Origin of the sequence: Aeromonas sp. 1HA1 (assembly GCF_029237385.1) — a bacterium.
Taxonomy (GTDB): domain Bacteria; phylum Pseudomonadota; class Gammaproteobacteria; order Enterobacterales; family Aeromonadaceae; genus Aeromonas; species Aeromonas popoffii.
The window spans coordinates 1-11,244 of the sequence record NZ_JAACGC010000097.1 but is presented as its reverse complement, the minus strand read 5'-3'; the positions used below and the strand labels follow the sequence as shown (position 1 = coordinate 11,244).

At 59.2% G+C, this 11,244-nt stretch carries 9 protein-coding genes, 1 tRNA gene, 2 rRNA genes and 1 pseudogene; 10 read left to right on the top strand and 3 right to left on the bottom strand.

What is annotated here, in order from left to right; translation table 11 throughout:
* The first annotated feature begins 12 nt into the window (after positions 1 to 12).
* The 7 genes and pseudogenes from rrf (GWQ22_RS19645) (at position 13) to GWQ22_RS19615 (ending at position 3,909) form a co-directional block, all read left to right on the top strand.
* Positions 13 to 127 (top strand): 5S ribosomal RNA (rrf, locus tag GWQ22_RS19645).
* A gap of 106 nt (positions 128 to 233) precedes the next feature.
* Positions 234 to 309, top strand: a tRNA-Thr gene (locus tag GWQ22_RS19640).
* 27 nt (positions 310 to 336) lie between these two features.
* Positions 337 to 451, top strand: a 5S ribosomal RNA gene (rrf, locus tag GWQ22_RS19635).
* Between the two features lie 170 nt (positions 452 to 621).
* Entirely contained in the window at positions 622 to 1,587 is a 966-nt protein-coding gene (gene ebgR, locus GWQ22_RS19630; RefSeq protein WP_275931375.1) for a transcriptional regulator EbgR, read from the top strand.
* Positions 1,588 to 1,637: 50 nt separating this feature from the next.
* Positions 1,638 to 2,419 (top strand): annotated as a pseudogene (locus GWQ22_RS19625) (glycoside hydrolase family 2 TIM barrel-domain containing protein); the annotation flags it as partial.
* A complete protein-coding gene (locus GWQ22_RS19620; RefSeq protein WP_275931376.1) occupies positions 2,402 to 2,785 on the top strand; it encodes a YhcH/YjgK/YiaL family protein in 384 nt (127 codons plus the stop codon). The pseudogene GWQ22_RS19625 and the gene GWQ22_RS19620, both read left to right, overlap by 18 nt.
* Positions 2,786 to 2,958: 173 nt before the next feature.
* Complete coding sequence (locus GWQ22_RS19615) at positions 2,959 to 3,909, top strand: bile acid:sodium symporter family protein (protein WP_042033985.1); 951 nt, start codon at positions 2,959 to 2,961, stop codon at positions 3,907 to 3,909.
* Positions 3,910 to 3,988: 79 nt separating this feature from the next.
* Here the strand turns inward: GWQ22_RS19615 and ovoA are convergent, their stop codons facing one another.
* Entirely contained in the window at positions 3,989 to 6,190 is a 2,202-nt protein-coding gene (gene ovoA / locus GWQ22_RS19610) for a 5-histidylcysteine sulfoxide synthase (protein WP_275931374.1), read from the bottom strand.
* Positions 6,191 to 6,500: 310 nt separating this feature from the next.
* Between ovoA and GWQ22_RS19605 the strand changes: the two genes are divergently transcribed.
* Entirely contained in the window at positions 6,501 to 7,223 is a 723-nt protein-coding gene (locus GWQ22_RS19605) for a head GIN domain-containing protein (RefSeq protein WP_108537569.1), read from the top strand.
* Between the two features lie 66 nt (positions 7,224 to 7,289).
* Here GWQ22_RS19605 and fghA read toward each other — a convergent pair whose 3' ends face one another.
* Both fghA and GWQ22_RS19595 read right to left on the bottom strand, forming a co-directional pair.
* Positions 7,290 to 8,126 (bottom strand): S-formylglutathione hydrolase, encoded by an 837-nt coding sequence (fghA, locus tag GWQ22_RS19600; protein WP_275931373.1) that lies wholly within the window; start codon positions 8,124 to 8,126, stop codon positions 7,290 to 7,292.
* A gap of 48 nt (positions 8,127 to 8,174) precedes the next feature.
* On the bottom strand, positions 8,175 to 9,302 hold the full coding sequence (locus GWQ22_RS19595) for an S-(hydroxymethyl)glutathione dehydrogenase/class III alcohol dehydrogenase (RefSeq protein WP_275931372.1): 1,128 nt from the start codon (positions 9,300 to 9,302) through the stop codon (positions 8,175 to 8,177).
* Between the two features lie 120 nt (positions 9,303 to 9,422).
* Here GWQ22_RS19595 and GWQ22_RS19590 point away from each other — a divergent pair, with 120 nt between their 5' ends.
* Both GWQ22_RS19590 and GWQ22_RS19585 read left to right on the top strand, forming a co-directional pair.
* A complete protein-coding gene (locus tag GWQ22_RS19590; RefSeq protein ID WP_275931371.1) occupies positions 9,423 to 10,328 on the top strand; it encodes a LysR substrate-binding domain-containing protein in 906 nt (301 codons plus the stop codon).
* 191 nt (positions 10,329 to 10,519) lie between these two features.
* The gene (locus GWQ22_RS19585) at positions 10,520 to 11,008 is read left to right on the top strand and encodes a hypothetical protein (RefSeq protein ID WP_275931370.1); all 489 of its coding nucleotides are present in this window, start codon (positions 10,520 to 10,522) and stop codon (positions 11,006 to 11,008) included.
* The last annotated feature ends 236 nt before the right edge of the window (positions 11,009 to 11,244 follow it).

Below are 11,244 nucleotides of genomic sequence, written 5' to 3'. Positions count from 1 at the left end.
ATTAAGAATTTGCCTGGCGGCCATAGCGCCGTGGAACCACCTGATCCCATGCCGAACTCAGAAGTGAAACGCGGTAGCGCCGATGGTAGTGTGGCATTCGCCATGCGAGAGTAGGACACTGCCAGGCTTCAATTAAGCAACTACAGCGATGTGGTTGGTCGCGATACAACGTCAGGTTGTGTTGGACAGAAGATTTAGATAACGCACGCAGTGCGGTCTTTACCGGTTAGTGTGCTGATATGGCTCAGTTGGTAGAGCGCATCCTTGGTAAGGATGAGGTCCCCAGTTCGACTCTGGGTATCAGCACCAGTTTTAAGTTAGTTTTAACGCTTTTTGCCTGACGGCAATAGCGCCGTGGAACCACCTGATCCCATGCCGAACTCAGAAGTGAAACGCGGTAGCGCCGATGGTAGTGTGGCATTCGCCATGCGAGAGTAGGACACTGTCAGGCTCCTATTTAGAAGAGGCCTCCCATTCGGGAGGCCTTTTTGCATTTGTGCGTTCCAGAATCTGCCTTGGCTTTGCTCCCGGCATTTTAGTAAAAATGCTGGGCTATCAAGGGATTGCCCGTTACTCTTTAGCCGTTACTGATTAACACGTGATGCTGCCAGAGAGGTATTGATGGCTACGTTGAAGGAAATTGCACAGGAGGCGGGGGTGTCGCTCGCTACGCTATCCCGGGTACTGAACGAGGATCCCAGCCTGAGCGTCAAGGAAGAGACCAAGCAGCGGATCTTCGAGATTGCCGAACGGCTGGAGTACAAGACCAGCAGTGCTCGCAAGGGGGTTCACAAGAGCAAGCTGCACTTTCTGGTGGTCTACTCCTATCCGCAGAGTACCGAGGTCAACGATCCCTACTATCTCGCCATTCGCTATGGCATCGAGACCCAGAGTGCCCGCCTCAATATCGAGCTGACTCACCTCTACAACAGTGGTGAAGGGAGCGAGCTGACCGAGGTGGACGGCATCCTGGTGGTGGGAAGCCTCTCTGCCGAGCGTCTGGCGCAGCTGCGAACCTGCTCTAACATGCTGGTCTTTGTCGATGGCCGGGCAATGGAGGAGTTCGACTCGGTCGACGTGGATCTCGCCCTGATCAGCCAGCAAGTGGTTGATTACTTTATTGCTCAGGGGCACCAGCGTATCGGCTATATCGGCGGACAGGATGAGAATCCGGACCTGCGTGAGCTGGCTTTCCGGGATTATGGCAAGCGACTGGGCGTGGTGCAGGAGAGCGATCTCTATCGCGGCGATTTCTCCAGTGCTTCCGGCTATCGGTTGGCAAAAGAGATGCTGGCAGGGGATTGGCCCAAGGCGTTGTTTGTCGCCTCCGACTCCATTGCCATCGGCGTGCTGCGTGCCATCCACGAGAGGGGATTGGCCATTCCCCAGCAGATCGAGCTGATCAGCGTCAACGATATTCCCACTGCAAAGTTCACCTTCCCGCCGCTCTCCACGGTGCGGATCCACTCCGAATTGATGGGCTCCCAGGGAGTCAATCTGCTGGTCGAACGGCTGCGTGACGAGCGTGATATTCCCCTCCGGGTACTGGTGCCGAGTCGCCTGACCCTGCGTGGCACTACACGCTAACTTTAGTAAAATAACGTCTGTTTTAGCGGCACCATCTCGCGGTGGTGCGGCACCTTTCCTTCACCATCCGCACCGCTCTGGCCGATGGCAATCAGATTGCCAGCCAGAGCGCCACTCTGAGCTGCGACATCCAGCTAGAAAATCTGGGGGCGGCTGCCGGTGATCATCGTCTGGTCTGGTCGCTGCTGGATCAGGACAGAGAGATCGCCAGCGGCTCTCTCGATCATCTTGCCATCGACAGCAAGTGCGACTGCCGCTTCACATTGGATCTGGCCAATCCCCATCTGTGGAGTGCCGAGGATCCTTACCTCTATCAGCTGCAACTCTCCCTCTACAACGGTCAGGGCGAGCTGCTGGAAGTGATCTTGCAGCGGGTCGGGTGCGTGAAATCAGGGTCAAAGATGGCCTCTTCTACGTCAACGGCCACTACCTCAAGCTGCACGGGGTGAACCGTCATGATAACGACCACCTCAAGAGCCGCGCGGTCGGTATGGACCGTGTTGAACGCGACATCGTGCTGATGAAGCAGCACAACCTCAACTCGGTGCGCACCGCCCACTACCCGAATGACCCGTGCTTCTACGAGCTGTGCGACCAGTACGGTCTGTTCGTGATGGCGGAGACCGACGTGGAGACCCACGGTTTCGCCAACGTCGGCGCTCTCAGCCGCATTACCGACGCCCCCTTCTGGGAGCCGGTGTTCGTGGATCGCATCGAGCGCCAAGTGCACGCCCATAAGAACCACCCCTCCATCATCATCTGGTCGCTGGGCAACGAGTCCGGCATCAGAGCCATGTACCAACGCTGCAAGGCGATCGGCCCGACCCGGCTGCCCATCGCCCGTGGCAACCTCAAGCCCGGTATCTGCCACTCCATCGGTGATTCTCTCACCTACCGCTTGCAGGAGGGGGCCAGCCCGGCCACCTCATTGTTCGAGGGGCAGCGTCGTTACTTCGACGTTCACTACTACCTGGAAGGGGCAGAGACGGTGGAGTGGGCTGCCAAGAACGAGCTGCAGGTCGAGCAGGGCTACGACGACACCACAGACCGCGAGTGGCTGGTTGGCGAGGTGCGTGAGTGCATGTTGCTCTGCGCCGAGACCCCGGACGAGAACCAGGGCGTGCTGTTGCAGCCCCGTGTGCCGATGGCGTCAGCTATTCCACCCGATCGTCAACATCAACCTATCGCAGGCCCCTGATATCAAACGTTGATGAACAATTTACCAACGCTCAACGTTGCGCCTCTCTGTTATCGGGGTAAGCTCGTGGTTCGTTTCAACGGGGGGTGCCAGACACCTCCTGTTGTGTTTTTTGTCCTCCCCGTTCCTGACTTCCGCCACGGAGGCAGGATGCCCTCTGACGGAGACTCCCCGTGCGTCTGGATCCCTTTACTTCTGTGCTGATTGCGGTGGTCGCCCTGGCCTCCTTTTTTCCCTGCGAGGGGCAGGTGGCCGTCTGGTTTGGTCTGCTGACCAAGCTGGCGGTGGCGCTCTTGTTTTTCATGCACGGCGCCAAGCTGTCGCGCCAGAACCTGCTGGCGGGGCTGGGCCACTGGCGGCTGCATCTGGTGGTGATGCTCAGTACCTTTGTGCTGTTTCCGCTGCTCGGGTTGCTGCTCACTCCGCTGGTGCCCCAGTGGCTGAGCCCCGCTATCTACCTTGGCTTCCTCTACCTCTGTGCCCTGCCTGCCACCGTGCAGTCGGCTATCGCCTTCACCTCGATGGCAGGGGGGAATGTGTCGGCGGCGGTATGCAGCGCCTCGGCCTCAAGCATCCTCGGCATCTTCCTCTCGCCGCTGCTGGTGGGGATGATGATCCATGTGCAGGGTGAGGGGATCGACACCTGGCACTCCATTCAGGCCATCATGATGCAGCTGATGCTGCCGTTTGTGGTGGGCCATTTGTCGCGCCCGCTCATCGGCGGCTGGGTCGACAGCCATCGTCCGCTGATTGGCAAGCTGGATCAGAGCTCCATCCTGCTGGTGGTCTATGTTGCCTTCAGCGAGGCGGTGGTGCAGGGGATTTGGCACAAAGTAGGCTGGTACGATCTGGCCAGTATCGTGCTGCTCAGCTGCGTCTTGCTGGCGCTGGTGCTCTGCTGGAATGTCTGGATCAGCCGCCGGCTCGGGTTCGACAAGGCGGACGAGATCACCATCGTCTTCTGCGGCTCCAAGAAGAGTCTGGCCAACGGGGTGCCGATGGCCAACGTCATGTTCCCGGCTGCCAGCGTCGGCGTCATGGTGTTGCCGCTGATGATCTTCCACCAGATCCAGCTGATGGTCTGCGCCGTGCTGGCCCGCCGCTACCACGCGCAGGGGAGTTGATACACTCGCCGTTTTTGCAGCCATAACCAGAGGGAGGCCAGTTGGCCTCCCTCTTTTCATCTGCTTGCCGACGCGCGAGCTAGCGCTTACGCCAGACGGTCAGTTGCGCCACCGTATGCTGGTATTTGCGGGCTGTCTCGCGGATGACGAAGGGGACATCCCGGGGCGGGCAGAGCTCCTCGAACTCTGCCGCGAGCAGCCGTTGCAGCGCTTGATAGGTGCTGAGGGCCTCGCCATTTTCACGGATGCCGCCGAGCCAGTTGGCCTTGGGGGTGTAGTCGGCCAGCCAGGTGTAAGGGCTGGTGAGTACCAGCAGGCCGCCGCTGCGCAGCCGGGGGGCTATGTCGCGCAGGAAGCGGGCCGGTTCGCGCAGCCGGTCGATCAGGTTGGCGGCGAGCACCAGATCGTAGTGGTCGTACTTGGGTTTGAGGTTGCAGGCATCCCCCTGACTGAAGTGGATGCGTTCGATCTCGCTCGCCCCCAGGCCATGGCTCGACAGGCGCGCCTCGCAATACTCCACCAGTTCGCCCTCCAGTGGTACCGCATAGCGGAAGCTGTCCTGGCTGGCGAGGGTGAGTGCCACGTCGATGAAGCGGGCCGAGTAGTCCACCCCGTCTACATGCTGGAAGTGGCGGGCCAGTTCGAAGCTGGCGCGGCCGGTGGCGCAGCCGATATCCAGCGCCCGCTGGTGGTTGCCGCACAGCTCACTGGCAAGATCGGCCAGGGTTTTGGCGTAGTTGGCGACCCCGAAGTGGGGCGGGCCGTACTGGAAGTCGAGGTATTGTGCTACGAGCGTGTCGGTTTCATAAGGATTCACTATGACGGATTCCTGATAACGTGAGACCAGATAGCGGAAGCCCGCATGCTGGAAGAAGTGGCGGCGAAAGGCATAACGGGACGATTTGAGCGCTTCGTTGCCTGTGCTGATCCAGCTACCGCCCTTGATGAGAGTGTGTTTGCCATCAAAGGTCGGGGTGGAGAAGTCGTCGTAGAGCGGGTGGATGTGAAAGCCGTCGAAGCCATCGATGGCGGTGCTGGTCCACTGCCAGACGTTGCCTACCAGATCGAAGAAGTCACCCTGTGGCCAGGTATCTACCGCACAGGGGGAGGCAAAGCGGGCCAGATTGATATTGCCGGGCGCATCGATCCAGTCCGGCTGATCCCCCGCCAGCTGATTGCGCAGCAGGGCCCACTCCCCCTCGCTCGGCAGCTGGATGGGCAGTCCGCTCTGGGCCGCTTTCCAGCGACAGAAGGCGGCGGCTTCCAGCTGATTGACCTCGGCGGGCCAATCCCAGGGCATGGCCACCCGCTCCGTCATCAGCCGCAGTTGCAGTTGCTCGGGCTCGGCCGGATCGCCGACCCAGAAGGTGGGCATACGTGCTTTGGCATACTGGTACCAGCCCCAACCTTCCTCATCCCACCACTGCTGCTGGTCATAACCCCCTGCCTGCACGAACGCGAAATACTCGGCATTGCTGACCAGCATGCGGCTGGCCTTGAAGGGGGGGATTTCTAGGTGGCGCTCACCATATTCATTGTCCCAACCATAGGTGGCATCTTGCTTGCCGAGGCGCACATGACCTCCTGCCACGGGTATCAGGCTGTTGGCAGGCACGTCCGCCATCTGATGGCGTCCCCGGGGGCAGGCGGGCCAATAGGGGCGGGGTCGTACCCAGGCCAGTGGCAGCTGGCGGATCAGCACGCTGGAAGTTTCGAGGTGGATACGCTCGTGCTCTATCCCCATCAAGATGACCCAGGCCGGGCTCTGCCAGTCGATGGGCAGGCTTAGCGGCATACGATGAATGAAGTCAATGACACGGGCACGCACCTTGGCACGGTAGCTTCTTAGCTCGGCGACTTTGGGCCAGTCGTAGTGGGTCTCGTCCAGATCGTCCCAGCTCATCTCGTCCACCCCGATGGCGACCATGGCCTCGATACGTGCATCAATACGACAGTCAATGAGTCGCGCGGCCAGCAGCTTGTTGATGCAGAAGGCGGCGGTGTGGCCGTAATAAAAGATGAGTGGATGGCGCAGCGGGATCGCCTTGTTGAACCAGGCGCGCTCGTCAGCCAGACAATCGAACAGCGAGTCATAGAGATCGAAGGTCTGGCAGAAGTAGCTGAGCAGTTCACGGCGCTTCTGCTCGGGATCGCTGCCGGTCAGCAGCGGAGTGCGAGTCGGCTCAGGCAGGCCGAGGTCGGTAGAAAACTGGGTGCTGACGTGGGGCACGCTGTGACTCCTTGCTGGCAGTGAAAACTGACAAGACAGTGGTAAATACATTACCGCGATGGAGAGCTCTATACGCACAAGGTATGACTATTGGCTCAACCGGTCGGTGAGGCAACTAACAATTTTATGGTCATCAGCTTGGCAGGCCCCGCATGCGAGCCACACATCGACGGGTATTTGTCTCTGTCGATATGGTTAACTTTACCAAGGAGTGGCCTGAATGACTCCTTTTATGTTTGTGCCAATAAATGAAGTTCTATAAAATAGATAAAAATCATTGGCTTATATTGTTGCACGATGTTTTCCCACGTTTGGGTTCTAAAAGGGCTTTGTGTGCCAGGCCACAATCAGGATAGAGGTGATGACATTGATAATTGAAATGATATTGGCCGTCGGACTGAGTGGCTGCAGTTGGCTGGATGAGGCCAAGGTGACAGGGAAAGGGGCCGTTATCGAGCAGCATCAGCCCATGGACAAGCAGGTGACCCGGGTATTGGCGGGGGTGCCAGCCAATATTCATCTGGTGGTGGGGGAAGCGAGCGGTATTCATATCAAGGGACAGGAGAACCTGCTGCCCTATCTGGTGCTGACCGAGCGGGGCGACAAGCTGGAGATCGAGGTCAAGGAGGGCTATCGACTCGAACCGACCGAGCCGCTGGACCTCACTATCACCTTGCCCCAACTCCATGAACTGGCACTGACGGATTCTGGCAGCGGCGACCTGCAAGGTTTCAAGGGTGACAAGCTGGTATTGTCGGTGGCCGGCAGCGGCGACATAGTCGCCAGCAAGCTCGCGCTGAACAGGTTGGAAGGCAATATCTCGGGGTCCGGCAATCTGGATCTGGGTGATGGCTCGGCCACCGCCATGAAGCTGAACATCGCCGGTTCCGGGGATGTGCAGGGGGCCAATCTCAAGGGTGAGAAGGTTGAGGTCAATATAGCGGGCAGCGGGAATGTGGAGGTGCGGGCCCGGGAGCGGCTCAAGGTCGGCATCGCCGGATCCGGTTCGGTCAGCTACTGGGGTGATCCCACGCTGGAGAGCAAGATCGCGGGCTCGGGTGACGTGACCCGCCAGGGCAGTTGAAGCCGCTGGCCTCAAGCCAATCATCGAACGTAGAAAAGAGACAGGCCCGTGGCGGGCCTGTCTCGATCAGAGATAGCGGGCGTGAAAGCGCAGGTGCGCCTCGATAAAGCTCGCCACGAAGTAGTAGCTGTGGTCATAGCCGGCATGACGGTTGAGCTCCAGCGGCCAACCCTTGCTGGCAGCGGCTTCTGCCAGCGCATCGATGTGCAGCTGCTCGGCCAGGAAGGGGTCGTCCAGCCCCACATCCACCAGGGTTGGCAGTGGCGTGACTGGCTGGTGGCGCAGCAGCTGGCAGGCGTCCCACTCCTGCCATAGCAGCGGATTTTGGCCGAGATAGGCACCGAGTGCCTTCTGGCCCCAGGCGCAGCGGCTCGGGTGGCTGATGGGGCTGAACGCCGAGACCGAACGATAGCGACCCGGCTCCCGCAATGCGGCGATCAGTGCGCCGTGACCACCCATGGAGTGGCCGCTGATGGCGCGCCGGGTCGAGACCGGGAAGTGGGTCTCGATGAGTTCGGGCAGTGCGCGGGTGACGTAGTCATACATCTGGTAGTGATCGCGCCAGGGGCTCTGGCTGGCGTTGACATAAAAACCGGCGCCCATGCCGAGATCGTAAGCGGGATCGTCCGGGATCCCTTCGCCGCGCGGGCTGGTGTCCGGCGTCACCAGGGCTATGCCCAGCTCGGCGGCGATGCGGTGTGCCCCCGCCTTCTGCATGAAGTTTTCATCGGTGCAGGTGAGGCCGCTGAGCCAGTAGAGCACGGGCACCTTCTGGCCGGTGAGGGCCTGGGGCGGCAGATAGATAGAAAAATTCATCTCGCAGCCGAGCAGGCCGGCACTGTGGCGATAGCGCTTGTGCCAGCCGCCGAAGCTCTTGTTGCTGCTGATAATCTCCAGATTCATCGAAGGACTCCTGCACCCCGCCCACGAAGGTGGGCGGGGTGATCATGCTCAGTAGTGGATGACGGTGCGGATGCTCTTGCCTTCGTGCATCAGATCGAAGGCGTCGTTGATCTGCTCCAGTGGCATGGTGTGGGTGATGAAGTCATCGAGGCGAAACTCACCCTGCATGTAGCGCTGCACATAGCTCGGCAGTTCGCTGCGACCACGCACCCCGCCAAAGGCGCTGCCGCGCCAGACCCGGCCCGTGACCAGCTGGAACGGACGGGTGCTGATCTCCTGACCGGCACCGGCCACACCTATGATGATCGACTCGCCCCAGCCCTTGTGGCAGCACTCCAGCGCCGCCCGCATCACCTTGACGTTGCCGATGCACTCGAACGAGAAGGCGACGCCGCCATCGGTCAGCTCGACGATCACCTCCTGAATCGGTTTGTCGTAATCGTTCGGGTTGATGCAGTCGGTAGCGCCCAGTTTGCGGGCCAGTTCAAACTTGCTCTCGTTGATATCGATGGCGATGATCCGGCCAGCCTTGGCCAGACGGGCACCGATCACCGCCGAGAGGCCTATGCCCCCCAGCCCGAAGATGGCGACGCTCTCACCCTCTTTCACCTTGGCGGTGTTCATCACGGCGCCGATGCCGGTGGTGACGCCGCAGCCGAGCAAGCAGACCTCTTCCAGCGGGGCGGCCGGGTCCACCTTGGCGATGGAGATCTCGGGCAGTACCGTGTATTCGCTGAAGGTGGAGGTGCCCATGTAGTGATAGATGGGCTGGCCATCTTTCGAGAAGCGGGTGGTGCCGTCCGGCATCAGTCCCTTGCCCTGGGTGGCGCGGATCTTCTGGCACAGGTTGGTCTTGCCGGATTTGCAGAATTTGCACTCGCCGCACTCGGGGGTGTAGAGCGGGATCACGTGATCGCCGACCTTGACGCTGGTCACCCCTTCGCCGATGGACTCGACGATGCCACCCCCCTCGTGGCCAAGGATGCAGGGGAAGACCCCTTCCGGATCCTCACCAGACAGCGTGAAGGCATCGGTGTGGCAGACGCCGGTGGCGACGATGCGTACCCTCACCTCACCAGCCTGGGGCGGCATGACCTCCACTTCTTCGATGGAGAGGGGCTGGCCCGGTCCCCAGGCGATGGCGGCTTTACACTTGATGCTTTGAACCTGTGCCATGAATGACATCCTTCTTATTGCGGTAGGTGAACAGAGATGAACTCAGGTATGCAGTGTAGTTTCCCTTCTATTTGGTGATAATAAGGCTAAATATCAAATCACTTTTACACACAGGTAATAATGCTCGGCTGGGAAGGGATCTGTGAATTTGTCAGCGTAGCGGAGCAGGGGGGCTTTACTCCGGCGGCGCGCAAGCTGGGGGTGTCGGTGGCCCAGGTCAGCCGTCAGGTGGCACAGCTGGAAGACAGGCTGCAGGCCAAGCTGCTGCTGCGCACCACCCGTCAGGTGCGGCTCACCGAGCTTGGCGAAATCTATTACCGCCACTGCCGTCAGCTGCTGGACAACCTCTATGAAGCCGAGCTGGCGGTGGGACGCCATCAGGCGGTGCCGCAAGGGTCGTTGCGCATCACGGCGCCTGTCTCCTACGGCGAGAGCCGCATCGCCCCGCTGGTGAACGACTTCATGGTGCGTTTCCCCCAGCTGGAGGTGATCCTCAACCTCACCAATCAGCTGCTGGATCTGGTGCACGAAGGCTACGATCTGGCGATCCGGCTCGGCCATCTCAAAGATTCGACGCTGGTGGCGCGCAAGCTGGCGCAGCGGGTGCCCTATGTCTGCGCCTCACCGGCCTACACCGCCTGCCACGGCATCCCCAACAGCCTCTCCGAGCTGGCCCGCCACCGCTGTCTGGTGGGCAACAGTGACGAGTGGTACTTCACCCTGGACGCTCACCCCCACAGCGTGCGGGTGCACGGCCTGCTGCAGTGCAACAGCGGTCACGCCCTGCTGGATGCGGCGCTCAAGGGAATAGGCATTATCCAGCTGCCGGATTACTACGTGAGTGACCATCTGGCGCGGGGGGAGCTTATCGAGCTGCTGCCCGAGCTGCGGGCGCCGGCGGAGGGGATCTGGGCCCTCTATCCCCACAACCGCCACCTCTCCCCCAAAGTGCGGCTGCTGGTGGACTATCTGGCCGAGCGGCTGAGTGCTCCCCATCAACTTGCACTGGTGAGGCCGGTTGGTTGACAGGCATGCCTGTACTGGCTGTTTTTTTGTTTCAAATGAGCCTCTTCTGGTGTAGCCTGTCAACTGAATTAGACCCGTTCAGACGTGGTCTTTTTTCTTCTTCTTGCTAAAGGGCTGATAATAATGAAAGGCACGGTAATTAACTTTAATGAAACAGATCGCACTGGTTTGATTTCCGGGGATGACGACTAATGAAAATTACACACACACTACCCGCTCTTACTCTGATTTTTTTACAGGCCTGTTCAACCGCGCCTTTAGAGGCACTCCACGACAAACTTAAACAGGTTAATCAGTCGATAGCAGTATCACGATTGGCTGATGATGCTGCTAGAAAGTTAAAGAGTGACAAGTTGTTATGTGTCTCTAATCAGAGAATTCCTTCCGAGGATCTTAAGGATTGGAGTAAAGCGTCACCATCGGATGTGCAAAGAGCTGCTGAGAGTGGTGACCCTAGTGCTCAGACCGCCATGGCGGCTATCCTTCGCGAAGGAAAGATCGTACCTCGTGATGATAGAAAAGTGTATATATGGGGGGCTTTGGCTGTTGCGAACGGAGATCCAAGCGGACAAATATTTTGCAATGATGCTCGATCTTACTTAAGCAGAGCAGAATGGAATTGGGTGCAGGCAGTATTACCATCTTATTTACATAAATATGCTTCAAATGCTAACGGATGATTGATTTAGCAATAATTGCGCATAAGGGGGCGTTACGTTAAATCGGACGCCCTTTTTGGAGCCTGTAAATAATTCTGTGTAACTGCCCACTCCATTACAGGTGACCGTTCAGGCGATCACCGAATTCGATAATAAAACGATTTAGGGCAAGCTTCCAATTCTGGATCGGCATGGTCCATTTCTTGGCGGCCTGCTGTATCGCGAGAAACGCCACTTTTAGCGCCGAGTCGTCGGTC

What these genes read in the sequence shown, in the direction of transcription:
- fghA (WP_275931373.1), bottom strand. Translation starts at nt 8,126, where the DNA reads ATGAATCTGGAGATTATCAGCAGCAACAAGAGCTTCGGCGGCTGGCAC.
- ovoA (WP_275931374.1), bottom strand. Translation starts at nt 6,190, where the DNA reads ATGTATTTACCACTGTCTTGTCAGTTTTCACTGCCAGCAAGGAGTCAC.
- GWQ22_RS19590 (WP_275931371.1), top strand. Translation starts at nt 9,423, where the DNA reads ATGCTCGGCTGGGAAGGGATCTGTGAATTTGTCAGCGTAGCGGAGCAG.
- GWQ22_RS19585 (WP_275931370.1), top strand. Translation starts at nt 10,520, where the DNA reads ATGAAAATTACACACACACTACCCGCTCTTACTCTGATTTTTTTACAG.
- GWQ22_RS19605 (WP_108537569.1), top strand. Translation starts at nt 6,501, where the DNA reads ATGACATTGATAATTGAAATGATATTGGCCGTCGGACTGAGTGGCTGC.
- ebgR (WP_275931375.1), top strand. Translation starts at nt 622, where the DNA reads ATGGCTACGTTGAAGGAAATTGCACAGGAGGCGGGGGTGTCGCTCGCT.
- GWQ22_RS19595 (WP_275931372.1), bottom strand. Translation starts at nt 9,302, where the DNA reads ATGGCACAGGTTCAAAGCATCAAGTGTAAAGCCGCCATCGCCTGGGGA.